Origin of the sequence: Phytobacter sp. SCO41 (genome assembly GCF_003073275.1) — a bacterium.
Lineage (GTDB): Bacteria > Pseudomonadota > Gammaproteobacteria > Enterobacterales > Enterobacteriaceae > Phytobacter > Phytobacter diazotrophicus.
In genome coordinates this window covers 369746-395674 of sequence record NZ_CP027225.1, presented here as the reverse complement: position 1 = coordinate 395674, position 25929 = coordinate 369746, and the positions used below count along the sequence as shown (strand labels likewise).

The following is a 25929-nucleotide window of genomic DNA, read 5'->3' as shown; positions in this document are numbered from 1 at the left end:
TTCCTTTCCACACGTTCAGGGAGGAAAAAACAGGCAACATAAGTTTACCGCTTAGTGTACGTCCTCCAGGCGGAGAAACACCATTATGTTATGTATATCACTCTAAATTGTTTTTCTGATGTTACCAAAAGCGCGATCTTTTGCTATTATGAGCGATATCGAACATTTGTGAGCTTTAACGAAAGCGCGTGAGGGCAGCATGGAAACCAAAGATCTGATCGTTATTGGCGGGGGCATCAACGGTGCCGGTATCGCGGCAGACGCCGCCGGGCGAGGTTTATCCGTGCTGATGCTGGAAGCCCAGGACTTAGCTTGCGCAACTTCCAGCGCCAGCTCAAAATTGATTCACGGTGGCCTGCGCTACCTTGAACACTATGAGTTTCGGCTGGTTAGCGAGGCGCTGGCCGAGCGCGAAGTGCTGTTAAAAATGGCACCGCACATCGCCTTTCCGATGCGTTTCCGCTTACCGCATCGCCCGCACTTACGTCCGGCATGGATGATCCGTATCGGTCTTTTTATGTACGACAACCTGGGTAAACGCACCAGTTTACCCGGATCGCAAAGTTTGCGTTTTGGCTCAGAATCGGTCCTCAAACCTGAAATCGTGCGCGGTTTCGAATATTCTGACTGTTGGGTCGATGATGCCCGTATGGTCCTGGCGAATGCGCAGATGGTTGTGAAAAAAGGCGGCGAAGTGCGTACCCGTACGCGCGCTGTCTCAGCAAAACGTGAAAACGGTTTGTGGATTGTTGAAGCGGAAGATATCGACACCGGGGAAAAATTTAGCTGGCAAGCACGCGGTCTGGTCAATGCCACCGGCCCATGGGTTAAACAGTTCTTTGATGACGGGATGCATTTGCCGTCTCCGTATGGCATTCGTCTGATCAAAGGCAGCCATATCGTGGTGCCACGCGTTCATTCACAGAAACAGGCCTATATTCTGCAAAACGAAGATAAACGTATCGTCTTCGTGATCCCGTGGATGGATGAGTTTTCCATCATTGGTACAACCGATGTGGAATATAAAGGCGACCCGAAAAACGTCGAAATCGACGAAAGTGAAGTGAATTACCTGTTGAAGGTCTATAACGCGCACTTTAAAAAGCAACTGACGCGCAATGACATTGTCTGGACTTACTCCGGCGTGCGCCCGCTGTGTGACGATGAGTCCGACTCTCCACAGGCAATCACTCGCGACTACACGCTGGATATTCACGATCAGGACGGTAAAGCGCCGCTGCTGTCCGTCTTTGGCGGCAAGCTTACGACCTACCGCAAGCTGGCTGAACATGCGATGGAAAAATTGGCCTCCTACTATGAAGGTATCGGCCCGGCCTGGACCAAAAACTGTGTATTGCCTGGCGGGGATCTGGGGGGCGATCGCGATGACTATGCCGCGAAACTGCGTCGTCGTTACCCGTTCATTACCGAGTCGCTGGCCCGCCATTATGCCCGGACTTACGGCAGCAACAGCGAGCTGATTCTGGGGCAGGCAGGCTCAATTGAAGACCTGGGCGAGCATTTCGGCCATGAGCTTTACGAAGCCGAACTGCGTTACCTTGTTGAGCACGAATGGGTGCGCCGTCTGGACGATGCTATCTGGCGTCGTACCAAACTGGGCATGTGGCTCAATGCCGAGGAGCAATCCCGTGTGGCGCAGTGGCTGACCCGCCACAGCAAAGCGGAATTATCGCTGGCCTCTTAATCTTGAATGCCCCCGCTGACGCGCTTTCAGCGGGGGCCTTTTAGAGATGCTAGTTTGCCGGACTGTGCAACGGCACGTACCCCACATCCTCCACCAGCGCCTGCCCCTGCGGGCTTAAAAACCACGCCACCAGCTTTTGCGTTTCCGCCGTTGGGTTTTCACGCGTCACCATGTAAACATCCACAACGAAAGGGTATGTCTCGTTACGAATGTTCTCTTTCGTCGGCGCGACGCCATTGATGGCTAATAACTTGATACCCGCATTGGCATTCATCTTCGTGGCATAGTAGCGGAAGGTGTAACCGATTGCCCCTTTGTTGTTTTGGTACTCAGCCACTTTACGGATCACGCCCCCCATTCCCCTCGCCACTTCGGTCTCTTTTGGCGGCAGCATGGGCGTCTCTTTCATCACTTTCGCCAGCATCGTGGACTGACTTCCGGAATCTTCCGGCCGTTGCCAGACTTCGATATCACGCGCGTCACCGCCCACGTCGCTCCAGCGTGTCGTTTTGCCACTGAAAATGTCGCGCACCTGCTGCTGAGTCAGACTGTCGACAGGGTTATCGGCATGTGTAATGAACACAAAGGCTTCACGAGCAAACGGCGTGTAGGTCAGATTGACGTTCGCCGCCTGTGCCCGCTTTTTCTGCCCCTCAGAAGGTTGGGCGACAAAGATGATATCGGCTTTATCGGCAATAATATTTTTATAGGCGTCTGGCGTGCGTGACAGGGACAGGCAGCAGGCCTGAATACCATAAGAGGTCATGTCGTCCGGGAAACGGTTCAGCGCAAAGAAGGCCGAGGCGTATAGCGGGTAGGCTGCGGTCGCACCATCAAGGCGTGGGTGTTTGTCCGCGAAGGTAAAAGGAGCGGCACCGCGCAACGCCGTGAGTTTGTTATTGGGCCTGTCGGGGTAATAATCCCAGCGATCAAGAGATTCACTGACGGCATGCTCACTTGTTACCCGAGGGAATTTTTTCTGTCGTAACGCCGCCTGCCAGCAGGCCACCAGACTCAATATAATCAGCGCTAACACCAGCAGATTTCGCAAGCAAAGCGAGGCGCGAGAATCGGGCGCGTAGCGATGACGCCAGTAACAGCCGAGGGTAAAGCAGGCCTGGGTACCCACCGGGATAATCACCATCGCCCAAAACCAGCCGGTTAACAGCGCAATAAGGTTAATGCCCATCCAGGGTAGACCGAGTTTAAACATTATCCCGAACCAGCGGCTGCTAAAGCCCAGGCCAGACCGCTGCATAATGACTATCCAGCACAGCAATACGAGCAGCGCAGGCAGCAGTAACAAACTCTGGCGTAAGGCATTGTTCTCTTTCGGTTGGGTAAAGCGCGCCCACAGCCAACCCATAAGAAACATCATGACGCCACCCAATGCGTAAAACACGCATGTGGCGATATCACCGTTCGCAAATGAGCGTGAAAGATCCAGCGCAATAAGTGCTTTTTTAAGTAACTCCTGGACAAATAAGCACGCCGCCGCCGCGCCATGTGCTAACAACGGAACGCCAATAAACATCAATAAAAGCGATCTTACCCACCATCCGAATCCCATATCCTGCCACCTCATCCTTGTTTGTCGGCCAATTATAAAGGCGCGGCCTGGCAGCTCATCCCCCTGCATATTCTGAAAAAAAACGGAGCCCTGGGGCTCCGTGAGATATTTATGGCGAAAACGAAGGTGACTTACAGGCGTACCGGATCGATATGCCAGATCTGCTCGGCATACTCCTGAATCGTTCGGTCAGATGAGAAGTAGCCCATATTAGCGATGTTGTGCATCGCCTTCATGGTCCACTCTTCCGGGTTACGATAGAGCTCGTCTACTTTGTCCTGACAGTCAACGTAGCTGCGGAAATCGGCCAGTACCTGATAATGGTCGCCAAAGTTAATCAGCGAATCCACGAGATCGCGATAACGACCCGGCTCATTCGGGCTGAACAGGCCGGTCGCAATTTGCGTCAGTACCTGATGCAGCTCCTCATCTTTTTCGTAGTATTCACGCGGCGAATAGCCTTTACGGCGCAGCTCTTCAACTTCTTCGGCGGTATTACCAAAAATGAAGATGTTATCCGCCCCCACATGCTCAAGCATTTCTACGTTCGCACCGTCCAGCGTACCGATGGTCAACGCGCCATTGAGGGCAAACTTCATGTTACTGGTGCCGGACGCTTCCGTCCCTGCCAGCGAGATCTGCTCAGAAAGATCCGCCGCCGGAATGATCACCTGCGCGAGACTTACGCTGTAGTTGGGAATAAAGACCACTTTCAGCTTATCGCCAATCTGCGGATCGTTATTGATCACCGCCGCCACATCATTGATAAGGTGAATGATGTGCTTCGCCATGTAGTACGCCGACGCCGCTTTACCGGCGAAGATATTGACGCGTGGTACCCACTCTGCGGTTGGATCTGCTTTGATACGGTTGTAGCGGGTGATCACGTGCAGCACATTCATCAACTGACGCTTATATTCGTGGATACGTTTGATCTGCACATCGAAGAGCGCTTTCGGGTTGACCACCACATTAAGCTGCTGGCCTATTACCGCTGCCAGACGCTTTTTGTTCTCCAGCTTGGCATGGCGAATCGCCTGGTTCACCGTCGGGTAGTCGATATGCTGTTCCAGCTCGCTGAGCTGGCTCAGATCGGTACGCCAGGTGCGGCCAATATTCTCATCCAGCACGCCTGACAACGGCGGGTTCGCCAGCGCCAGCCAGCGACGCGGTGTGACACCGTTGGTCACGTTCGTAAAGCGCATCGGGAAAATGTTGGCGAAATCGGCAAACAGGGACTGCACCATCAGGTTGGAGTGCAATTCAGACACGCCATTCACTTTATGGCTCACCACCACGGCCAGCCACGCCATGCGCACGCGACGCCCGTTCGACTCATCGATAATCGACACACGACTCAGCAGGCCAATATCGTTAGGGTACTGTTCCTGAATGGTTTTCAGGAAGTAGTCATTAATTTCAAAGATGATTTGCAGGTGGCGCGGCAGGATCTTACCAAGCATATCAATCGGCCAGGTTTCCAGCGCTTCGCTCATCAGCGTGTGGTTGGTGTAGGAGAACACCTGGCAGGTCACCTCGAACGCTTCATCCCATGAGAATTTATGCTCATCAATCAGCAGACGCATCAACTCAGGGATCGACAATACCGGGTGGGTATCGTTCAGGTGAATCGCGGTTTTCTCCGCCAGATTGGCGTAGGTTTTGTGGAGCTGGTAATGGCGGCTCAAAATATCCTGAACGGTTGCCGACACCAGGAAGTACTCCTGACGCAGGCGCAACTCCCGGCCAGAATAGGTCGAGTCATCCGGATAGAGCACGCGAGATACGTTTTCGGAGTGGTTTTTATCTTCCACCGCCGCAAAATAGTCACCCTGGTTAAATTTACCCAGGTTGATTTCGCTACTCGCCTGCGCATTCCACAACCGCAGGGTGTTGGTCGCATCGGTATCGTAGCCAGGAATAATTTGGTCGTAGGCCACGGCCAAAATCTCTTCGGTCTCCAGCCAGTTAGACTTTTTGCCTTCCTGCTGGACGCGCCCGCCAAAACGCACTTTGTAGCGGGTGTTATGGCGTTTGAATTCCCATGGGTTACCGTATTCCAGCCAGTAATCCGGGGACTCTTTTTGCCGGCCATCAACAATGTTCTGCTTGAACATGCCGTAGTCGTAGCGAATACCATAACCGCGTCCAGGCAGCGCCAGCGTTGCCAGAGAATCCAGGAAGCAGGCCGCAAGACGCCCTAACCCCCCGTTACCCAATCCTGGGTCGTTTTCTTCGTCAATCAGCTCTTCCAGATCCAGCCCCATCTCTTCCAGAGCGTTTTTGACATCGTCATAAATACCTAATGACAACAAAGCGTTGGAAAGGGTGCGGCCAATCAAAAATTCCATCGACAGGTAGTAAACCTGGCGCATTTCCTGAGAGAGCTGTGCACGGTTGGAACGTAACCAGCGTTCTACCAGGCGGTCACGCACCGCAAACAGCGTGGCGTTCAGCCACTCATGTTTGTTGGCGATGACCGGATCTTTACCAATGGTAAACATCAGCTTGTAGGCGATCGAATGTTTTAGCGCTTCGATGCTCAATGTGGGTGATGCATATGTAAAAGGTGCATTCATACAAGTGATTCCTGGAAAACTATTTCAACCGATAGTAAAGATCGCGATAGGATTGCGCGGCGACCTGCCAGCTAAAATCCATGCCCATCGCCTGGCGCTGAACAAAACGCCAGAGAGAGGGACGGGACCACAACACGAAAGCACGCCGAATCGCGCGAAGCAGCGACCAGGCATTACTGTCTTCAAATACAAAACCACTGGCGATTCCATCTGCCAAATTCTCCAATGAGCTATCGGTCACGGTATCCGCCAGCCCGCCCGTGCGACGAACTAACGGCAACGTGCCGTACTTCAATCCATAAAGTTGCGTTAACCCACACGGCTCAAAACGGCTCGGAACCAGGATGACATCCGCCCCGCCCATAATGCGATGTGAAAACGCCTCGTGATACCCAATTTGCACGCCGACTTGCCCAGGATGTTCCGCCGCCGCCGCAAGGAAACCTTCCTGCAGAACCGGATCGCCCGCGCCAAGTAGCGCCAGTTGCCCGCCTTGCTCCAGCAAACCGGGTAATGCCTCCAGCACCAAATCCAATCCTTTCTGGCTGGTTAAGCGACTCACTACCGCAAAAAGCGGCGCTTTGTCGTTCACTTTCAGCCCCATGGCGATCTGTAGCTGGCGTTTGTTCTCCGCTTTTTCCTCCAGCGTATCCCGCGTATAACGCGATGAAAGCAGCAGGTCTGTTGCCGGATCCCAAATTTTTTCATCCACGCCGTTCAGAATACCGGACAGGCGCCCTTCAACTTGCCGCTGACGCAGCAGCCCCTCCATGCCGTAGGCAAACTGCGGCTCGGTAATTTCGCGAGCGTAGGTTGGGCTGACCGCCGTAATATGATCGGCGTAATAGAGACCGGCTTTCAGGAAAGAGATCTGTCCGTTGAATTCCAGCCCATGCATATTAAAGAACGACGATGGCAACTGTATTTCACTCATATGTTGCGCGTAATACATCCCCTGATAAGCCAGGTTATGTACCGTGAACACAGACTTCGCCGGTCTCCCCTTCGCCGCCAGATAAGCGGGCGCCAGCCCTGCATGCCAGTCGTGGGCATGGACGATATCGGGCCGCCAGAACGGGTCCAGCCCGCTGGCCATCTCTGCGCCGACCCAGCCAAGCAAGGCAAAACGCAGAACGTTATCGGTATAAGCAAAAAGATTGGTATCGTGATACGGGCTCCCGGGACGATCGTAAAGATGCGGCGCATCAATTAAGTAGATCCCCACCCCGTTGAAATGTCCGAACAGCAATGAAATACGACCAGCAAATGTATCCCGCCGCGAGACCACTTGAGCATCAGTCACGCCGCGACGAACATCCGGGAATGCAGGCAGCAAAACGCGCGTATCAACGCCATCGGCAATTTGCGCCGCAGGCAATGCGCCAATAACATCAGCCAGACCACCGGTCTTCAGCAACGGAAACATCTCAGAACATACATGTAAAACCTGCATTATCGCTCCTGTCAAAACCGCTAACACTTAGCGGGCGCTAGCGGGAAAAACAGCGCGCGGACCCCTTCCGCGCAAGGTTATCTCGATGCTGTTACTCTTGTTGCAATTTACGCAGCATTTCGCGCGTCACCAGTACGATGCCCTCTTCGGAGCGGTAGAACCGACGGGCATCCTCTTCTGCGTTTTCACCAATGATCGTCCCTTCCGGGATGACACAGGCCCGGTCAATAACGCAACGCCGCAAGCGACAGGAGCGTCCGACCCAGACCTCCGGTAAAAGAACAGCAGAGTCGATATTGCAGAACGAATTCACACGTACCCGTGAGAACAATACCGATTGCACCACTACCGATCCGGATATCACACATCCACCAGAAACCAGTGAGTTCAGTGTCATACCGTGACTTCCCGATCTGTCCTGAACAAATTTCGCCGGTGGTAAAGATTCATTATAGGTACGTATTGGCCAGTTACGGTCATACATGTCCAGTTCAGGTACAACTGATGCGAGATCGAGGTTTGCTTTCCAGTACGCTTCGAGGGTTCCTACGTCACGCCAGTAGGGTTCTGAGTCAGGGTCCGAATGCACACAGGATAATGGGAAGGGATGTGCATAAGCCATGCCAGACTTGGTTATCAGCGGGATGATATCTTTGCCGAAATCGTGACTGGAGTTTTCATTCTTGTCGTCTTGTTCAAGCAACTCGTAAAGGTACTCAGCATCGAAAACATATATCCCCATGCTGGCGAGCGATTTCGTGCTGTCATTAGGCATAGAAGGCGGGCTGGCGGGTTTTTCAACGAACTCGATAACTTTGTCGTTTTCATCCACAGCCATAACGCCAAACGCGCTTGCCTCTTCGATGGGCACCGGCAGACAGGCCACGGTGCAACGCGCACCTTTTTCGACATGATCAATAAGCATGCGTGAATAGTCCTGCTTATAGATATGGTCACCGGCCAGAATGACGATGTATTCCGCACCATAGCGGCGAATGATGTCGAGGTTCTGCGTGACCGCATCGGCGGTGCCGCGATACCAGCTCTCGCCATGCACACGCTGCTGCGCAGGTAGCAGATCGACAAATTCGTTCATCTCTTCGTTGAAGAAGGACCAGCCACGCTGAATATGCTGCACCAGCGTGTGGGATTGATACTGCGTGATCACACCAATACGACGAATACCGGAGTTAATGCAGTTGGATAATGCGAAATCGATAATACGGAACTTACCGCCGAAGTGAACCGCGGGTTTGGCGCGTTTTTTTGTCAAATCTTTAAGGCGGGTCCCGCGCCCTCCCGCAAGTATCAGGGCTACAGATTTTAATGGCAGCTGGCGCGCTAACATTAAGGGATCGTTCTTATCTAATCTAACCATGACTAACTCCTTTTTTATGACCTTTCAAAGACGCACACTCCGTGCGCGGGCCCATGCCAGACAGCCATCACTACCGGATTATCCTCACCGGCAAACGGAGGAACAGCACGCCATTCCCCTTCTGGTAGCACAATCTCAGCAACGTCATGCGTGCCGTTAATCGCCAGCAGTACACGATCGGACAGCAGGATTTGCAGGCGGTGGACACCGCTTTGCCACTCCGCAACGCTGAGAGGTTGCGCTTCCTGATTAAGCCAACGCACGTTGCCATCGCCCTCTTCCCACCATGCATCCCGGGTTAAGGCGGGAATGCGCTGGCGAAGGTGAATCAACGCGGCGGTAAATGCCATTAGCCCACTGTTTGCGTTTTGCCAGTCAAGCCAGGTCAACGCATTGTCCTGACAGTAAGCGTTGTTATTACCGTGCTGGCTATGACCATGTTCGTCACCGGCCAACAACATTGGTGTTCCCTGGGAAAGTAGCAGTGTTGTTAACAGGGCATGGACGCTTGCTCGCCTCCTTTCTGTCACGTCAAGACTGCTACTTAACCCTTCTATACCATGATTATTACTGTGGTTATTGTTAGTACCGTCGCGATTTTCCTCGCCATTCGCTTCGTTATGCTTATGGTTGAAACTCACGCAGTCACGCAACGTAAACCCGTCATGCGCCGTCACCAGATTGACCGACGCATGGGGCAGACGCCCTTCGCGACGGAACATATCGCTGGATGCGGCAAAACGCCCGGCAAATTCCCCAGGCGAGAGTGACTGCTCCAGCCAGAAGCGGCGGGCAGCATCACGAAAATGATCATTCCATTCGGCAAATAAGGGCGGGAAATTGCCCACCTGGTAACCGCCTTCGCCAATGTCCCACGGCTCCGCAATAAGCTTCACCAGTGAGAGTAACGGACAGTTTTTAATTGCCTCGAACAAGGGCGCCTGCTGGCTGAATCCCGGCGTGCGCCCCATAACCGTCGCCAAATCAAAGCGAAAGCCGTCGATATGGAACGTCTCAACCCAATATTTCAGGCAGGCCAGGGCATAGGCCACGCCGCTTGGGTTGTTCAAATTCAGGGTGTTACCGCAACCGGTCCAGTTTTCATAATCACCGTCGCCCCTTATCCAATAATAGCTACGGTTATCAATTCCGCGCAGGGAGAGCGTCGGACCATGCAGGTCAATTTCAGCGCTGTGGTTAAGCACAATATCGAGGATGACCTCAATACCGTTTTGATGCAGGGACTTAACTGCCTCACGAAACTCATTGATGGCTAACTCAGGAGAGGTGGCATAACGCGGGTCAAGTGCAAACAGCGCCAACGGGTTATAGCCCCAGTAGTTGCTTAACCCCAGACGTTGCAGACGCGGCTCGCTGATAAAATGCGCCACCGGCATCAGTTCCAGCGCGGTGATACCCAGCGTCTTGAAGTGATTGATCATGACCGGATGACCAAGGGCTTTATAGGTACCGCGGATCTCTTCTGGCAAATCCGGGTGCAGCCAGGTCAATCCTTTGACATGGGCTTCATAGATGACCGTATTGCCCCATGGCGTGCGTGGCGCGGCATCATTCCCCCAGTCAAACGCGTCATCCACGACCACGCTTTTCGGCGCGATTGCCGCGCTGTCATGCGGATCAGGAGCGTCATAGCCGCCGTGCAGCAATGGGCTGTCTTTCACGTCACCGTCGACACGGCGCGCACAGGGATCGAGCAGTAACTTCGCCGGGTTAAAGCGATGCCCCTGCCCCGGTTCCCACGGACCGTGTACGCGATAGCCATAACGCGTACCAGGCCGCGCATCTGCCAGGAAACCGTGCCAGACATCGCCGCTGCGGGCGGGCAAGTCATAACGTTGTTCGTTGCCTTCGTCATCAAAAATGCACAGTTCGACTCGCTCCGCATGTGCTGAAAATAGCGTGAAATTCACGCCATTTCTCTCTACATGGGCCCCAAGTGGCGTCGCGTTGCCTGCGGTCAGTTTGGTCATCACCCCTCCCGCACAAACCAGACAGTTGCCAGCGGCGGGATCGTCACAGAGAGAGAGTGCGCCCTGCCGTTCACCGGGATCTCATCACTCTGTACACCACCGCCATTGCCGGCATTGCTGCCGTGGTAGTGCATCGAGTCCGTGTTCAGCTCTTCACGCCAGCGCCCCGGCTGGTTGATACCAAAGCGGTAGTTATGGCGCGGAACCGGTGTGAAATTGCTGACGACAATGATCTCGTTGCCGGCTTTATCGCGACGTACAAAGACAAACACCGAGTTCTCATGGTCATCCACCACCAGCCATTCAAAGCCATACGGGTCGAAATCCAGCTCATGCAACGCTTTGTGATGACGGTAGACGTGGTTCATATCCCGCACCAGACGCTGCACGCCGTGGTGCCAGTTATCGCCCCCTTCAAGCAGATGCCAGTCGAGGCTACTGTCATGGTTCCACTCACGCCCTTGCGCAAACTCGTTACCCATAAACAGCAGTTTTTTACCGGGGAAGGCCCACATCCAGGCGTAGTACGCGCGCAGGTTGGCAAACTTCTGCCATGCATCGCCGGGCATACGGTCAAGAATGGATTTCTTGCCGTGTACCACTTCGTCATGGGAGAGCGGCAACACGAAATTTTCCGTGTAGTTGTAGAGCATGCCGAAGGTGAGTTTGTCGTGATGGTGTTTGCGATAGACCGGATCGAGCTTCATGTAATCCAGGGTGTCATGCATCCAGCCAAGGTTCCACTTGTACCAGAAACCCAGGCCGCCCAGTGATGGCGGACGCGAGACGCCGGCAAAGTCGGTGGACTCTTCTGCCATACTCACTGCGCCAGGAACCTGCTCGCCGAGGATACGGTTGGTGCTACGCAAAAATTCGATGGCCTCAAGGTTTTCCCGACCACCAAATTCGTTGGGGATCCACTCGCCTTGTTTACGGCTGTAATCGCGGTAAATCATGGAGGCGACCGCGTCCACGCGCAGAGCGTCGATACCAAAACGCTCAACCCAATAGAGCGCATTGCCCACCAGATAGTTGCTGACTTCGCGGCGACCATAGTTATAAATCAGGGTATTCCAGTCCTGATGGTAACCTTCACGCGGATCGCTGTGTTCATAGAGCGCGGTTCCGTCAAACTCGGCCAGGCCAAAGTCATCGGACGGGAAATGACCGGGCACCCAGTCCAGAATCACGTTCAACCCGGCAGCGTGTGCCGCTTTGATAAAGTAGATAAAGTCGTCGCGGGTGCCAAAGCGGCGCGTCGGGGCATAGAGACCCGTCGGCTGATAGCCCCAGCTTCCGTCAAACGGGTGCTCATTAACAGGCAGCAGCTCCAGATGGGTGAACCCCATCCATTTTGCATACGGCACCAGTTGGTCCGCCAGCTCGCGGTAGCTCAGCCAGAAATTATTGTCCGTGTGGCGACGCCATGACCCCAAATGCACCTCATAGATGGAGATGGGCGCATCAAACTCGTTGGCCTTTTTACGCGCCTCTGTCTGCTCTACCTTTTCCGGCAGATCGCAAATCATGGAGGCCGTTTCCGGGCGCATCTGGGCTTCAAAGGCATACGGGTCAGATTTGATCCGCAGATTGCCATGCGCATCAATCATCTCAAACTTATAGAGCTGGCCGTTGTGCGCCCCCGGAATGAAAAGCTCCCAGATACCGCTTTCACGACGCAGGCGCATCGGATGGCGGCGACCATCCCAGTAATTGAATTGCCCGACCACGGAAACACGGCGGGCGTTTGGCGCCCAGACAGAGAAGCGAGTCCCGGTCACGCCGTCCATCGTATCGGCATGTGCGCCCAGCGTTTCGTAAGGCCTGAGGTGGGTACCTTCGGAAAGCAGCCAGGCGTCCATATCCTGAATCAATGGACCAAAGCGGTAAGGATCGTCGATAAGATTTTGCTGGCCATGCCAGATAACGGCTAACTGGTAGCGAAAGGGGTTTTTGCGGCGCGGCATAACGCCACTAAAGAAACCACGTGAATCAAGGCAATCCAGATTGCCCACTTTGCGCCCGGTTTTGGGTTCGATTACCCAGACCTCGGTCGCATCAGGTAATAATGCGCGAACTTCCAGCCCGGCTTCCGTCTGGTGCATGCCGAGTACGGAAAAGGGGTCTGCAAAATGGCCTTCAATTAGCGCATTAATCACGTCTCTATCTACAAAAACAGACATGGTTTAATCCTTGTTGTCTCTGTCACACCTTCCCGGCAAGGTTATACGCCCAGCTGTGACATTCTTTTTGACCTGAACGGCGCAAGCACATAATGTGCATCCTCTCTGCTCCGTCCCACCTTCAGGCAAGATGCGTAAACACCCCACTTAAAGCATAGCCAACGCTTTATCTGACTCCCGAGAAAAATATCAACATCTGCGTACACTCCGTTAATACGCAAAAAAAAGGGGTGACAAGCACCCCTTTTTAAATAAATTTTTGATTACGCCAGTTGGCGTAGTATGCGGCGTAGCGGCTCCGCTGCGCCCCACAGGAGCTGGTCCCCTACGGTGAATGCGGAGAGGAAGTCCGACCCCATATTCAGCTTACGCAGACGCCCTACAGGGGTCGTCAGCGTGCCGGTTACCGCCGCAGGCGTCAGTTCGCGCATGGTGATTTCACGGTCGTTCGGCACCACTTTCGCCCATGGGTTATGGGCCGCCAGCAGCTCTTCGATGGTCGGGATAGACACATCTTTTTTCAATTTAATGGTAAATGCCTGGCTGTGGCAGCGCAGTGCGCCAACGCGGACACACAGGCCATCAACCGGAATCGTGGTGGTTGTGCCCAGAATCTTGTTGGTTTCAGCCTGGCCTTTCCACTCTTCGCGGCTTTGGCCGTTATCGAGCTGTTTGTCGATCCACGGAATCAGGCTGCCTGCCAACGGCACGCCGAAGTTGTCGACAGGCAGTTCGCCGCTGCGGGAAAGCTGGGTGACTTTGCGTTCGATATCGAGGATGGCAGACGCCGGATCTGCCAGTTCAGCAGCCACGAGGCCGTGCAGTTGCCCCATTTGCGCCAGCAGTTCACGCATATGACGCGCACCACCGCCGGAAGCCGCCTGATACGTCGCCACAGAAACCCATTCAACCAGATCATTGGAGAACAGACCGCCCAGTGACATCAGCATCAGGCTGACAGTACAGTTGCCGCCAACGAAGGTTTTGATGCCTTTGTTCAGACCGTCGGTGATGACAGCCTGGTTCACCGGGTCAAGAATGATGATGGCGTCATCTTTCATACGCAGAGAAGAGGCAGCATCGATCCAGTAACCCTGCCAGCCGCTTTCACGAAGCTTTGGATAAATTTCGTTGGTATAATCGCCGCCCTGGCAGGTGACAATGATGTCGAGGGCCTTCAGCGCTTCCAGATCGAATGCGTCCTGCAACGTACCGGTAGACTTACCGCCGAACGTCGGGGCTGCCTGACCAAGCTGGGAAGTTGAAAAGAAGACCGGGCGAATGGCGTCGAAGTCGCGCTCTTCTACCATGCGTTGCATGAGTACGGAGCCGACCATTCCGCGCCAACCGATAAAACCAACATTTTTCATAGCGTATTTCCTGCGAAGGTGTGTGCTGTTAGTGCGAGCCAGTATCCAACTGGCGCTAATAGTCCACCTTACAAAATGCACGCAAAGTCGCAAGTGAAATTAATCAATGATGGGCAAGCCATCAGAAATACCGCTAATCAGCGGCAAAATGGGTAATTGATAATGAGCGAAATCATTTCGGTGGCAGTGTTGTTGATCCTGATTATGGACCCTCTCGGGAACCTGCCGATATTTATGTCAGTACTCAAGCATACTGAGCCGAAGCGCCGCCGAAAAATCATGATTCGCGAGCTGCTCATCGCACTGGTGCTGATGCTGGTTTTCCTCTTCGCGGGCGAAAATATTCTGGCGTTTCTCAACCTACGTGCCGAAACGGTTTCGATTTCCGGCGGCATCATCCTGTTTCTGATCGCCATTAAGATGATTTTCCCCAGCGAGTCCGGCAGCAGCATGGGGCTGCCGGCGGGTGAAGAACCGTTTATCGTACCGCTGGCGGTTCCGCTGGTGGCCGGGCCAACGCTGCTTGCCACCCTGATGCTGCTTTCACACCAGTACCCTAATCAGATGGGCCATCTGGTGATTGCCCTGTTGATAGCCTGGGGCGGTACCGTGGCGATCTTGCTGCAATCATCGCTGTTCCTGCGTTTGCTCGGCGAGAAAGGGGTGAACGCGCTGGAGCGTTTAATGGGGCTGGTTCTGGTGATGCTCGCAACCCAGATGTTCCTGGACGGCATCCGCCTGTGGATGAAGGGCTAGGTAAAAGCAAAACGGCAACGGGAACAAAAGCAAAACGGCAACCTGAGTTGCCGTTTTTGGTGTTTGCTCCCTCTCCCCGTGGGAGAGGGCCGGGGTGAGGGCATCAGACCGCACCGTCTCCCTGCAATTCTTAACTCAACAACGTAAACGCAATCATCCCGACAATCGCCCCTGTGGTGCCCAGAATCGTTTCCATTAACGTCCAGGTTTTCAGCGTCTGTGCTTCGGTGGCGCCGGTAAACTTACCGAACAACCAGAAACCCGCATCATTCACATGGCTCACCACAATGGAACCACCCGCGATACAAATCGACAAGGCCGCCAGTTGCGCACCGGAAAAATGCAGTTGCTCAATCACCGGCATCACCAGACCCACCGCCGTCAAACAGGCAACGGTCGCCGACCCCTGAATAATGCGCACGGCGGCTGCCAGCACGAAACAGGTCACGGCAATCGGCAGCCCCATACCAGTCAGCGCTTCGCCCAGCGCCGGGCCAACACCGGAATCCACCAGCACCTGCTTGAATACACCGCCCGCACCAATCACCAGCAGGATAATCCCGGCAGGCTGCAATGCCTGACCGCAGATCTCCATGACCCGGTCTTTCGCCATGCCCTGGCGAATCGCCAGACCGTAGATTGCCACCAGGCAAGCCACCAGAATCGCGGTGAACGGGTGACCGATAAACTCCAGCCAGTTGTAAAGGTCCGAACCCTCTGCCACAAAACGTGCAGCGATAGTTTTCAGCCCCACCAGTACCAGCGGCAGCAGAATCAGCGACAGGCTAAAGCCGAATGAGGGCATTTTACCCTCGCCCAGATGCGGCTCAGTGATGTCGTCGGGGATATGCAGCGCGACATAGCGGCTGATAAAGTTGCCCCACAGCGGCCCGGCGATCAGCATTCCAGGAACGGCAGCGCACAGCCCAATCAGGATCATCCAGCCAAAGTCGGCGTGCATCTGGGAAGCCAGCAGCATCGGCGCAGGCCCAGGCAGCAGAAACGCTGCGGCTGCCGCCACGCCCGCAAACAGCGGAATCACCAGCTTCACAAGGTTAGTGCCGGTATGGCGCGCCATAGAGAAGGCAACGCTTATCAGCAACACCACCGCCACTTCAAAGAACAGCGGCAGCGCGCAAATCAACCCCGCCAGGCCAATCGCGAAATGCGCGCGATTGTGACCAAAAGATTTGAGCATCTTCACGGCAATCTGATCGACCGCGCCGGTCTCATGCAGAATTTTGCCGAACATCGCCCCTAAAGCCACCACGATGGCGAGGAAGCCCAGCGTCCCGCCCATCCCTTTTTCCATGGTCGCCGCAATCTTGATCAACGGCATACCGGAAAAAAGCCCTGCACCAATAGAAACCACCATCAAAGCAACGAAAGCATGCATACGCGCTTTCATGACTAAAAACAGCAGCAGCAACACAGAGCCAACTGCTGTTAAAACAAGCGTCAATGTACTCACAACAAACTGCCTTTATTTGTTAATCACTTCAATTGTGCTGGCGACAACACCTTCCAGGGGCTGGTCAATGTCAACGATCAGTACGTCGCGCTCATCCGCACCCGGCTCTTCCAGGGCTTCAAACTGGGTCACCAGCATTTGCGTTTTAAAGAAGTGGCCTTTACGCGCTTTCAGGCGGCTTTCGATAACATCGAAGTCCCCTTTCAGGTAGATAAAGGAGAGATTAGGGTTGCCGTCACGCAGCAGGTCGCGGTAACGCTTTTTCAGCGCCGAACAGACAATCAGCGACACTTTGTTGGTGCGCTGCATTGCAAAGGCCGCATCGTTGAGCGCCTGCAACCAGGGTTTACGGTCATCGTCATTCAACGGCTCGCCTGCGGCCATTTTCATGATGTTGGCGCGTGGATGAAGGAAGTCGCCGTCAAGAAACGCGGCATGGAGTTGATGCGCCACTTCACTGGCGACAGCGGATTTACCACTGCCAGATACGCCCATCAGGACATAGACGTGGTGATCATGGTTAGTCGTGCTCAAAGCGTAGCTCCCACAGGTACAAAGTGAATTGTTACGGGTAACAGTTATCGGTAACATTGTCCTGCCGGGGTAATGGATAAGCAATAACCATTCGTGCCAGAAGTGAATAAGTGTGAGCTACTTCAAATTTGTCAGACTAAATAGATCCACCCGGTGACAATGTGAAACCTAAATCTAACAATTTTGGCGTAACAGATTCACCACGAATGCGCGCCAGCAGGCGTTCTGCGCCAATACGCCCCATACGTTCACGCGGCGTAAGGACGCTCGCCAGACGCGGCTCCATTACCTGGCCAATGTCGTGACCGTGGAACCCGGCGATCGCCATATCATCAGGAACTTTCAGCCCCAAACGCTGGCATTCGAACGCCGCGCCGACCGCAAGGTCATCGTTGGTGCAAAAAATTCCGTCCAGTTGCGAGTATTCGCGACGCGCCTGCCGCATAAGCTCAATGCCCGCGGTATAGGACGAGGACTGTTCTACCATCACGCTGTATGGCGTCAGACCCGCATCAAGCATCGCCTGCTCATACCCCTTCTGTTTGATGATAGTACGTTCGTCGAGACGTGCGCCCAGGTAGGCCACCCGGCGATGACCACGTTCAATAATGGCCGCCGTCATCTGCCGCGCCGCTTCAAAGTTGTCGAAGCCAACGGCGATGTCCAGGCAAGGCGACTTGCTGTCCATCAGTTCAACAACAGGGATACCCGCCACTTCAATCATTTTCAGCGTGCGAGGCGTATGGGTACGTTCAGTGAGGATAAGGCCGTCAATATTCCACGACAGCATCGATTCAAGCCGCTCTTCTTCCAGCTCAGGCTTATAGCCGAAGTGCGCCAGCATGGTTTGATAGCCAAACGCATCCGTCACGCTTTCGATGCCGCGCAGGACTTCTGCGAACACCTGGTTGGTTAAAGAGGGAAGCAGCACGCCAACCGCACGGCTGGTGGCATTGGAGAGAATATCCGGAGCCCGATTCGGAATGTAGCCCAGTTCATCAAGTGCAGCCGCTATTTTAGACCGAAGCGCCACGGAGACTTGCTCCGGGTTGCGTAAAAATCGGCTGACCGTCATTTTGGTCACGCCAACGCGATCGGCCACATCCTGAAGTACGGGTCTTTTCTTTTTCATCGTCCTGAATTGATAAACGGGGAAACATCAGGCCAGTTTATCACGGACAGCACGCAACCTTCTGGTGTTAACCAGAAGGTTGCGTCATTTATTTAAGCCCGATCAAACTGGCGGCAGGTCGAAAAGTAAAATTTCGCTGTCGCTATCAGCATGAATGGACAGAGCCTGCTCGTCCCAGATGGCCAGGCCATCGCTGGTGGTCGCTTTCGTGCCGTTAATGGATACCTCACCTTTCACCACCTGAATCCAGATTTTGCGGTCTGCGGAAACCTGATACACAGACTGCTCATCTTTCAACAGCGCCCAGCGATAAAGCTCCATGTCCTGATGCACTTTCAGCGAACCGTCGCGAGCATCCGGCGACAGCACCAGTTGGCGGCCCTGCGTTGCATCAAAGCGGCGTTGTTCGTAACGCGGCGTGATGCCATTTTCTTCTGGAATAATCCAGATCTGGTACAGACGCAGCGGTTCAGTGGCGCTGGGGTTGTACTCAGAGTGCCGCACGCCGGTGCCAGCGCTCATGATCTGGAACTCACCCGCCGGAACCTGTTCTTTATTGCCCATGCTGTCCTGATGTTCGACCGCGCCTTGCAGTACATACGTCAGGATTTCCATATCTTTATGGGGATGGGTGCCAAACCCCTGCCCGGCATCGATCACGTCGTCGTTAATCACGCGCAGTGCAGAAAAACCCATAAAGTTTGCATCGTAATAGTTGGCAAACGAAAAGGTATGCCAGGAGTCAAGCCAGCCATGATTTGCGTGGCCACGGTCGTTTGCTTTGCGTAAATAAATCATGTTTTCACCCTCATGTTCGTTTCGATGGAGTAAGTGTGGACCCGATCGCTGACCAATCATAGAGGGTGAAAATTGACTCCTCTGTTCAAAAAAAATGAACGACTTTTTTAACCTTAAGACCACTTATTTTGCGAGGGTTACCGTAGAGGGAGAGGCCTGTTCGAAGGCGCGCTCCAGGATCTCCAGGTTGGTCAGAACATCAGATTCCTTGACGTAATTATCCGCCCCGGTGGTCAACGTGGCATAGAGCGCATCATAGACCCGGCCATAGTCACCAATTTCCGGTTTCAGCTCCTCACGCACCGTTTCACCCGCGTCATTCACATACTCCAGCACGCCGATACTGTCATCTGCCGCAAATCCCGCTTCACCAGGCATGATATTGGCCTTCAGGCTGGTCTCCTGCTGGTCGATGCCGTACTTGATAAATGATCCTCTGGTCCCGTGGACAATAAACTTCGGATAGTCGATTTTGACCAGATAGCTGGTTTTTACGATGGCTTTCAGATCGCCATAAAAGAGCTGCGCTTCAAAGGTGTCATCCGGGTTGGCCTTGTTGCGCAGGCTACGAATGTCATACGCCACATGGTCCGGGCGACCAAACAGTGAAATAATTTGATCCATCGTATGCACGCCAAGCCCGTAGAAGGATCCGTCCTGCGGCAGGCCAGGTTTCGTTTCTGCAACCGAGCGGTAGTAATCGAAGTGGCTCTCCACTTCAACAATTTCACCTAACTTGCCGCTCTCAATGGCTTTTTTGGCCATCAAAAAACAGGTGTCAAAGCGGCGATTCTGATACGGCGTGACGGTCAGGCCTTTGCTTTTTGCCAGTTCAAAGAGGGTGACGGCTTCGGCAATCGTTGGCGTGAATGGCTTTTCTACCAGCACGTTTTTCCCGGCTTCCAGCGCCCGTTTCGCGTACTCAAAATGGCTGTCCGCGTGGGTACAAACGATGACCAGCCTGACCTGCGGATCATTGAGCACCTCATCAAGATCGCTGGTGAAGTGAATATGCTGATACTGCGGATGCTGTTCTTCCGGTTTCGCATGGCGGCGAAAGATATGCGCCACATGCCAGGTATCTTTGCGATTCAGAACGTAAGGGAGGTGGTAGCGGGTGGTGCTTTTACCAAAGCCGATAAATGCGCAATGCAGAGTCATAATGCTGTCCTTGTTTAGCGTCGCAGCCTTAAACCTTAGCGCAAGACGCCCACCGATAAAAACCACTGTCATCAACGAACAAGACATACAGCCAAATCATTCTGAACTTACGATGCATTTACCGTGATTATAAAAGCAGAATAAACAACCACTTCCATTCTTAAAATCCTCTGACACGTCTTGATCTCATTGACCAAATTGCCGATAAAAGTGCCGCGAAAAGCAGGATGTTTCTCACAATAACGGGTCAGCCACGCATCGGGCTGGCTGCCATGGAAAGCGGCTCAGGGAAGTATGCATGGACAGAAAATATCTCCTGCTAAACCTCACCCTTCTGGTCTGGCTGTTTGCGCTTTTGGCCTGGTGCGTCGGCGCATCCTCGCTGGCGCGTTACGCAGGACTGCTGGCCTTTGCCACCTTTAGCGCTTTTATCCTGAGAGGATTCATAACAGGCATGTTCAAAAAACATAAAAACAGCGAAAACCCCGGCGCGATAGCTGCCACCCCTTCTACCGTTAATCAACACCAGGCCGAGACGGAAACATCTACGGTGATTGCCCGTGATGTTCATCTTGAAGGCAATATTGCTTCATCCAGCCCGGTGTACGTTTACGGCAGCGTACGGGGTGATATCGACGTGAAAGAGAGTCTGGTCAACGTCATGCGTGAAGGACGGGTCGAAGGCAACATTAACTGCCAGCAATTGATTATCGACGGCGCCGTGACAGGCCAGTGTACGGGCGATGCGGTAGATATTGCCGAAAACGGTACGCTAACCGGCACGCTGGTTTATCGCACGCTGAGCATAAAACAGGGCGGCACCTTTACAGGCCAGGCGGAACTGCGTGCCCCACGACAGGAGCAGACGAACGTTGTGGGGCTGGTGCTCGACACCACCACGGAGGGCGCAAGCAAAAAGGCTGAGGGAAAACGCAGTTAAAAAAAAGCCAGCACCCGGCTGGCTAAGAAATACTGGAAGCAATGTGAGCAATGTCGTGCTTTCAGGATTACCGCATCGGTTTCCCTGAACGCATGGCAATAATAATCATTATCATTCGCACTTGTCTACCCTTTTTTGCAAAAAATGGCAGTTGACGCACTTTGTAAACTTCGTGATGTTGAAGAGGATATTTCACTAAAAGAGGAAAAAGGAATGAGTGACATTGTGATACGCCATATTGAAGCCAGCGATGCAGAAGCATTACGCCACATCAATTCACATCCTGGGGTGTATCACGACACGCTACAAATTCCTCATCCTTCCATGGCGATGTGGCAAGAAAGGGCCGCCGTCAAACCAGGCCGACGCCACCTCGTTGCCTGTCTTGACGAAGAGGTCGTCGGACACCTGGCTCTGGATATCATGGAAAATCCCCGGCGCGGCCACGTTGCCACCTTTGGAATTGGCGTTTCAGCGGAAAAGCATGGGCGTGGCGTAGGCAGCGCGTTAATGCGCGAAATGGTGAACCTGTGCGACAACTGGCTGCGAATAGAACGTATTGAATTGACCGTCTTCGTTGATAATGCGCCGGCGCTGACGTTGTATCAGAAGTTTGGTTTTGAAATTGAAGGAACCGGAAAGCGCTTCGCCCTGCGCAACGGCGAATACGTGGATGCCTATTTTATGGCACGGATAAAACAGTAAGCCTCCACGATTAACAAACCGCTCAACCCATCCCCTCTCCCTTTCAGGAAGAGGGGATTGAGAAAGTTAATATCCCGCCGTTAAATCATCCACCGTACGCGGGTCAGACGCACCGTACAGCGTGCCGTCCGGGCCAACCATAATGCTCTGCGTACTGCCCATCGCCTCTTTCACAACAACCTTCTGCCCTTTCTGCTCAAGCAGCTTGAGGGTGTCCGGGCTAAAGCCTTTTTCGACGCGCAGCTCATCCGGCAGCCACTGATGATGAAAGCGCGGGGCGTTGGTCGCCTCGGCGACGTTCATCCCAAAATCGATGCTGTTTACCACGATTTGCAGCACAGTTGTGATGATTCGGCTACCGCCAGGACTCCCCGTAACCAGCCAGGTTTTCCCGTCTTTGACCACGATAGTCGGCGACATGGAAGAGAGCGGACGCTTGCCCGGCCCCACCGCATTCGCATCGCCCCCCACCAGCCCATAGACATTCGGCACGCCAGGTTTGGCCGAGAAATCATCCATTTCGTTGTTCATCAGGATGCCAGTATTTCCCGCCACAATCCCACTACCAAAGGTTGTGTTGAGGGTGTAGGTCACCGCGACGGCATTACCGTCTTTATCCACCACCGAATAGTGCGTTGTTTGGTTACTCTCGTAGGGCTCAAGCTTGCCCGGACGAATCTGGCTCGATGGCTTCGCTTTATTGACGTCGATTTGCTGAGCCAGCGATTTTGCATAATCCTTGTTGGTCAGCGCCTGCCAGGGCACCTTCACAAAATCCGGATCGCCAAGATATTCAGACCTGTCGGCATAGGCGTATTTTTCCGCCTCCGCCATTACCTGCAAAGTATCCGCGCTGCCGAAGCCATATTTTGCGAGGTCAAAGTTCTCAAGAATATTGAGGATCTGCACGATATGGATCCCCCCGGAAGAGGGCGGCGGCATGGAGAAAACCTGGTAGCCGCGATAGTCGCCGCTGATGGGGGTGCGCTCGACGGCTTTGTAATTGGCCAAATCTTCTTTCGTGATCAGCCCGCCGTTTTTACTCATCTCCTGAGCAATCTGATCGGCAATCGAGCCTTTATAGAATGCGTCCGGCCCTTTTTCAGCAATCATCTCCAGGCTCTTTGCCAGGTTCGCCTGAACCAGTTTGTCGCCCTTTTTCAGCGGCTCGCCGTCTTTCCAGAAAATGGCTTTACTGTTTTCATGGTTTGGCAGCACTTCACTGCCATAGGTTTTGAGATCGTCAGCCAGGGCGTCATTCACCACGAAGCCCTGCTTTGCCAGCTTAATGGCCGGCTGTACGACTTTATTCAGGGGCAATGTGCCATATTTTTCCAGCGCCAGCGAAAAGCCCGCCACTGTGCCCGGCGTACCGGAAGCTAAGTGTGAGGTGAGAGACTTTTTGCTGTCCGGGTTGCCCTGGTCGTCAAGAAACATATCGCGCGTTGCTGCTGCCGGGGCCATTTCACGAAAATCAATTGCGGTCGTTTTGCCATCTTTGGTACGGATCATCATAAACCCGCCGCCACCGAGATTACCGGCCTGCGGGTGCGTTACGGCCAGCGCATAGCCAACCGCCACGGCGGCATCCACGGCGTTGCCCCCCTGTTTGAGGATATCGACGCCAACACGGGTTGCGGTTTCGTCAACGGACGCCACCATCCCCTGTTTCGCACGAACCGGATGAAAGACATCCGCCTCAACGCCATACGACACCGGGGCCGGTGCCGCAACGGGCGGAGGTGCCGCCGCAACGCTAAAACATCCTCCCGCCATCAGAGCGGCTATTGCCACCCAACGCGCAAACTTCTGTTTCATCATCGTCGTTCTCCTGAGAAGGGGCTACAGTCCCCGCTTAAGTCTGGTTCAGAACTCCTAAAAGATCATCGTAGTGCGTGAAACGGAGTAAACTTAGAAGAACCTTCAGAAGGAGGAGAAGATGATGAAACGACTATTTATTCTGGCCGCGTTCTTGCCATTGGCCGCTTTCGCACAGCCGCTCAATACCACCAATAACCCGAACCAACCGGGTTATCAGATACCGAGTCAGCAGCGAATGCAGACGCAAATGCTTAATCAGCAACAGCAGCAAAAAGGGATGTTAAATCAGAATTTGCAGACGCAAACGCGCCTGCAACAGCAGCATCTGGAAGCGCAGATTAATAATAATTCCCAGCGGGTAAGGCAGGCGCAGCCGGGGGAGCTCGATCCGGGTACCCAGCAGATGCTCCCCAATACAAACGGCGGCATGTTGAACCAAAGCGTTAACAACGATGCGACACTGGGTCAGCAGCAACATATGCTGCCCGCTAACCAGGCCGGCAGCAGCATGCTGAATCAAAACCATACCAGCACGCCGCAAGCGAATATCCCGCTAAAAACCGTTACGCCTTAAGGCTGAAAATCTGGCCCGATGACTTCAATGTTGTCGGTACAGATGCAATCAACGCCCCAGCGTAGCAGTTGAGACGCACGCTGCGGGCGATTGACGGTATAAACCAGAATATGTAACCCGGCATCCCGCAGCATATCCACGCGTTCTTCATCAAGAAGCGTGTGATTAAGATGGATGGAGAAACATTCCAGACGGGTGGTCAGCTCCCGCCAGTCATCGCGCCATTCATCCAGCAGCAACCCCCGCGGTAGTTCCGGTGCCGCCGCTTTCGCCGCCTCCAGCGCATCAATTTCAAACGACGACAGCAGCGGTGTCGGCATATCAGCCCAGAGTTCGCGCGCCGCCAGTGCCACCACTTTGCCCGTCAGCGAGCCAGTGCCGGTCGTCGGTTTAATCTCGATATTCGCCATCATGCCGTACTGACGACAGCGGTCGGCAACCTGCGACAGCAGCGGCAGCGGTTCACCTTTGAATTCGCCGCCAAACCAGCCGCCTGCGTCTACTTTCAGCAGATCGTTCCATTCCAGATGCCCGGCAACACCCCAGCCATTGCTGGTGCGCTCGAGATTATCGTCATGCAGCAGAAAAATATGCCCGTCTTTCGACAACTTCGCATCGAACTCGATCATCGTGTGACCGTAGCGAGCGCCCACATCAATTGCCGCCAGCGTATTTTCCGGGGCGAGTTTACCACCGCCACGATGGGCGGCGACGTGGGGGTAAGGCCAGTTGCTCATACACGTTGTCCTGTTTCACCGTCAAAAAGGTGCAGGTGATTCTCCGGCAAATGCAGCCATAGCGTACTGCCCTGCTTCGGTCTGTCCTGATGTGCAAGGCGCACCACCAGCTTATGGTCGCCCCAGCGACCGTGGGCCAGGTTGTCTGCGCCAAGCATCTCAAGCGTATCCATCACCAGCGGTACGCCACCTGCGGACTGTGAGCTTAACGCAATATGTTCCGGGCGGATACCCAATGTCATTTTACGCCCGGCATAGCCCCGGTAGTACCAGTTAATGGGCAGGGCCATGCCGCTATCCAATTCAAAATGGGTACCGGTGTGACTGATACGCCCATCCAGCAAGTTCATCGCCGGGCTACCGATAAAACTCGCCACAAAGCGGCTGGCCGGTTTTTCGTACACCTCTACAGGTGTGCCGATCTGTTCCGCCACCCCTTTATTCATCACCATCACGCGCTGCGCCAGCGTCATTGCCTCTACCTGGTCGTGGGTTACGTAGAGCGACGTCGTTTTCAGGCGACGATGTAAATGCTGCAGTTCCAGCCGCATCTGGACGCGTAGTTTCGCATCAAGGTTTGATAGCGGTTCATCAAAGAGAAACACCGCCGGATCGCGCACAATGGCACGCCCCATCGCCACACGCTGACGCTGGCCGCCGGATAATTCGCGCGGACGGCGCTTTAACAGACCATCCAACTCCAGAATACGGGCCGCCTCTTTTACGCGCTCGGCAATGTGCTCTTTACCCATGCCGCGAATTTTTAGCCCCCAGGCCATGTTCTCTTCCACGCTCATATGCGGGTAGAGCGCATAGTTCTGGAACACCATCGCAATACCGCGATCTTTCGGCTCCGTTTCCGTCACGCGCTGGCTATCAATCCAGATATCGCCCGTGCTGACGCGCTCAAGGCCAGCGACCATGCGGAGCAGCGTCGACTTTCCGCAACCGGATGGCCCCACCATTACAATAAATTCGCCGTCCGCCACGTCCAGCGTCAGCGGCTGGATAACCTGCGTTTTGCCGTTATCCCAGCTTTTGGTTACGGCCTGTAATTTTAATCCTGCCATC

General features: G+C 54.0%; 20 protein-coding genes. 5 read left to right on the top strand and 15 right to left on the bottom strand.

Annotated elements, in window-relative coordinates; all coding sequences use genetic code 11:
• Positions 1 to 199: 199 nt before the first annotated feature.
• Positions 200 to 1705, top strand: a complete 1506-nt coding sequence (gene glpD / locus C5523_RS01815; RefSeq protein WP_108700517.1) for a glycerol-3-phosphate dehydrogenase — start codon at positions 200 to 202, stop codon at positions 1703 to 1705.
• A 49-nt stretch (positions 1706 to 1754) separates the two neighbouring features.
• Here the strand turns inward: glpD and C5523_RS01810 are convergent, their stop codons facing one another.
• From C5523_RS01810 to asd, 7 genes are all read right to left on the bottom strand, one after another.
• Positions 1755 to 3275, bottom strand: a complete 1521-nt coding sequence (locus C5523_RS01810) for a PstS family phosphate ABC transporter substrate-binding protein (RefSeq protein ID WP_108700516.1) — start codon at positions 3273 to 3275, stop codon at positions 1755 to 1757.
• Positions 3276 to 3406: 131 nt separating this feature from the next.
• A complete protein-coding gene (glgP, locus tag C5523_RS01805) occupies positions 3407 to 5854 on the bottom strand; it encodes a glycogen phosphorylase (RefSeq protein ID WP_041851361.1) in 2448 nt (815 codons plus the stop codon).
• A gap of 19 nt (positions 5855 to 5873) precedes the next feature.
• A complete protein-coding gene (glgA, locus tag C5523_RS01800; RefSeq protein ID WP_041851360.1) occupies positions 5874 to 7307 on the bottom strand; it encodes a glycogen synthase GlgA in 1434 nt (477 codons plus the stop codon).
• A gap of 91 nt (positions 7308 to 7398) precedes the next feature.
• On the bottom strand, positions 7399 to 8685 hold the full coding sequence (glgC, locus tag C5523_RS01795) for a glucose-1-phosphate adenylyltransferase (protein WP_041851359.1): 1287 nt from the start codon (positions 8683 to 8685) through the stop codon (positions 7399 to 7401).
• A gap of 14 nt (positions 8686 to 8699) precedes the next feature.
• On the bottom strand, positions 8700 to 10676 hold the full coding sequence (gene glgX, locus C5523_RS01790; RefSeq protein ID WP_108700515.1) for a glycogen debranching protein GlgX: 1977 nt from the start codon (positions 10674 to 10676) through the stop codon (positions 8700 to 8702).
• Positions 10676 to 12859, bottom strand: coding sequence for a 1,4-alpha-glucan branching enzyme (gene glgB, locus C5523_RS01785; protein WP_041851357.1), 2184 nt, complete (start codon positions 12857 to 12859; stop codon positions 10676 to 10678). The genes glgX and glgB overlap by 1 nt, the downstream gene beginning before the upstream one ends.
• 263 nt (positions 12860 to 13122) lie before the next feature.
• Positions 13123 to 14229, bottom strand: coding sequence for an aspartate-semialdehyde dehydrogenase (gene asd / locus C5523_RS01780; RefSeq protein WP_041851356.1), 1107 nt, complete (start codon positions 14227 to 14229; stop codon positions 13123 to 13125).
• A gap of 162 nt (positions 14230 to 14391) precedes the next feature.
• Between asd and C5523_RS01775 the strand changes: the two genes are divergently transcribed.
• Positions 14392 to 14985, top strand: a complete 594-nt coding sequence (locus tag C5523_RS01775) for a YhgN family NAAT transporter (protein ID WP_041851355.1) — start codon at positions 14392 to 14394, stop codon at positions 14983 to 14985.
• Positions 14986 to 15115: 130 nt separating this feature from the next.
• Here the strand turns inward: C5523_RS01775 and gntU are convergent, their stop codons facing one another.
• The 5 genes from gntU to C5523_RS01750 form a co-directional block, all read right to left on the bottom strand.
• Entirely contained in the window at positions 15116 to 16456 is a 1341-nt protein-coding gene (gene gntU / locus C5523_RS01770; protein WP_041851354.1) for a gluconate transporter, read from the bottom strand.
• Positions 16457 to 16468: 12 nt separating this feature from the next.
• A complete protein-coding gene (gene gntK / locus C5523_RS01765) occupies positions 16469 to 16990 on the bottom strand; it encodes a gluconokinase (RefSeq protein ID WP_064572416.1) in 522 nt (173 codons plus the stop codon).
• Positions 16991 to 17126: 136 nt separating this feature from the next.
• On the bottom strand, positions 17127 to 18122 hold the full coding sequence (gntR, locus tag C5523_RS01760) for a gluconate operon transcriptional repressor GntR (protein ID WP_041851352.1): 996 nt from the start codon (positions 18120 to 18122) through the stop codon (positions 17127 to 17129).
• A 102-nt stretch (positions 18123 to 18224) separates the two neighbouring features.
• Positions 18225 to 18920, bottom strand: coding sequence for a pirin family protein (locus C5523_RS01755; RefSeq protein ID WP_041851351.1), 696 nt, complete (start codon positions 18918 to 18920; stop codon positions 18225 to 18227).
• A gap of 123 nt (positions 18921 to 19043) precedes the next feature.
• Positions 19044 to 20081, bottom strand: a complete 1038-nt coding sequence (locus C5523_RS01750; RefSeq protein ID WP_108700514.1) for an oxidoreductase — start codon at positions 20079 to 20081, stop codon at positions 19044 to 19046.
• A 298-nt stretch (positions 20082 to 20379) separates the two neighbouring features.
• On the opposite strand from C5523_RS01750, the gene C5523_RS01745 reads away from it, so the two are divergent.
• Both C5523_RS01745 and yhhY read left to right on the top strand, forming a co-directional pair.
• The gene (locus C5523_RS01745; RefSeq protein WP_107223571.1) at positions 20380 to 21021 is read left to right on the top strand and encodes a polymer-forming cytoskeletal protein; all 642 of its coding nucleotides are present in this window, start codon (positions 20380 to 20382) and stop codon (positions 21019 to 21021) included.
• A gap of 213 nt (positions 21022 to 21234) precedes the next feature.
• Complete coding sequence (gene yhhY, locus C5523_RS01740) at positions 21235 to 21726, top strand: N-acetyltransferase (protein WP_041851348.1); 492 nt, start codon at positions 21235 to 21237, stop codon at positions 21724 to 21726.
• A gap of 66 nt (positions 21727 to 21792) precedes the next feature.
• Here yhhY and ggt read toward each other — a convergent pair whose 3' ends face one another.
• Positions 21793 to 23547: a gamma-glutamyltransferase gene (gene ggt / locus C5523_RS01735; protein WP_079496994.1), complete on the bottom strand. Its 1755-nt coding sequence runs from the start codon at positions 23545 to 23547 to the stop codon at positions 21793 to 21795.
• Between the two features lie 121 nt (positions 23548 to 23668).
• On the opposite strand from ggt, the gene C5523_RS01730 reads away from it, so the two are divergent.
• Positions 23669 to 24121 (top strand): DUF2756 family protein, encoded by a 453-nt coding sequence (locus C5523_RS01730; RefSeq protein WP_041851447.1) that lies wholly within the window; start codon positions 23669 to 23671, stop codon positions 24119 to 24121.
• Here the strand turns inward: C5523_RS01730 and ugpQ are convergent.
• The gene (ugpQ, locus tag C5523_RS01725) at positions 24118 to 24858 is read right to left on the bottom strand and encodes a glycerophosphodiester phosphodiesterase (protein WP_108700513.1); all 741 of its coding nucleotides are present in this window, start codon (positions 24856 to 24858) and stop codon (positions 24118 to 24120) included. The two genes, C5523_RS01730 and ugpQ, sit on opposite strands and share 4 nt — an antisense overlap.
• The gene (locus C5523_RS01720) at positions 24855 to 25928 is read right to left on the bottom strand and encodes a sn-glycerol-3-phosphate import ATP-binding protein UgpC (protein ID WP_107223573.1); all 1074 of its coding nucleotides are present in this window, start codon (positions 25926 to 25928) and stop codon (positions 24855 to 24857) included. The genes ugpQ and C5523_RS01720 overlap by 4 nt, the downstream gene beginning before the upstream one ends.
• Position 25929 lies beyond the last annotated feature (1 nt).

Excerpts from the sequence above, each read along its gene's own strand:
- C5523_RS01750 (WP_108700514.1), bottom strand. The coding sequence starts at position 20,081 with ATGACTCTGCATTGCGCATTTATCGGCTTTGGTAAAAGCACCACCCGC.
- ugpQ (WP_108700513.1), bottom strand. The coding sequence starts at position 24,858 with ATGAGCAACTGGCCTTACCCCCACGTCGCCGCCCATCGTGGCGGTGGT.
- C5523_RS01755 (WP_041851351.1), bottom strand. The coding sequence starts at position 18,920 with ATGATTTATTTACGCAAAGCAAACGACCGTGGCCACGCAAATCATGGC.
- glgP (WP_041851361.1), bottom strand. The coding sequence starts at position 5,854 with ATGAATGCACCTTTTACATATGCATCACCCACATTGAGCATCGAAGCG.
- gntR (WP_041851352.1), bottom strand. The coding sequence starts at position 18,122 with ATGAAAAAGAAAAGACCCGTACTTCAGGATGTGGCCGATCGCGTTGGC.
- glgX (WP_108700515.1), bottom strand. The coding sequence starts at position 10,676 with ATGACCAAACTGACCGCAGGCAACGCGACGCCACTTGGGGCCCATGTA.
- asd (WP_041851356.1), bottom strand. The coding sequence starts at position 14,229 with ATGAAAAATGTTGGTTTTATCGGTTGGCGCGGAATGGTCGGCTCCGTA.
- ggt (WP_079496994.1), bottom strand. The coding sequence starts at position 23,547 with ATGATGAAACAGAAGTTTGCGCGTTGGGTGGCAATAGCCGCTCTGATG.
- yhhY (WP_041851348.1), top strand. The coding sequence starts at position 21,235 with ATGAGTGACATTGTGATACGCCATATTGAAGCCAGCGATGCAGAAGCA.
- glgC (WP_041851359.1), bottom strand. The coding sequence starts at position 8,685 with ATGGTTAGATTAGATAAGAACGATCCCTTAATGTTAGCGCGCCAGCTG.
- C5523_RS01720 (WP_107223573.1), bottom strand. The coding sequence starts at position 25,928 with ATGGCAGGATTAAAATTACAGGCCGTAACCAAAAGCTGGGATAACGGC.
- C5523_RS01775 (WP_041851355.1), top strand. The coding sequence starts at position 14,392 with ATGAGCGAAATCATTTCGGTGGCAGTGTTGTTGATCCTGATTATGGAC.
- C5523_RS01745 (WP_107223571.1), top strand. The coding sequence starts at position 20,380 with ATGGACAGAAAATATCTCCTGCTAAACCTCACCCTTCTGGTCTGGCTG.
- glgA (WP_041851360.1), bottom strand. The coding sequence starts at position 7,307 with ATGCAGGTTTTACATGTATGTTCTGAGATGTTTCCGTTGCTGAAGACC.
- C5523_RS01730 (WP_041851447.1), top strand. The coding sequence starts at position 23,669 with ATGAAACGACTATTTATTCTGGCCGCGTTCTTGCCATTGGCCGCTTTC.
- glgB (WP_041851357.1), bottom strand. The coding sequence starts at position 12,859 with ATGTCTGTTTTTGTAGATAGAGACGTGATTAATGCGCTAATTGAAGGC.
- C5523_RS01810 (WP_108700516.1), bottom strand. The coding sequence starts at position 3,275 with ATGGGATTCGGATGGTGGGTAAGATCGCTTTTATTGATGTTTATTGGC.
- glpD (WP_108700517.1), top strand. The coding sequence starts at position 200 with ATGGAAACCAAAGATCTGATCGTTATTGGCGGGGGCATCAACGGTGCC.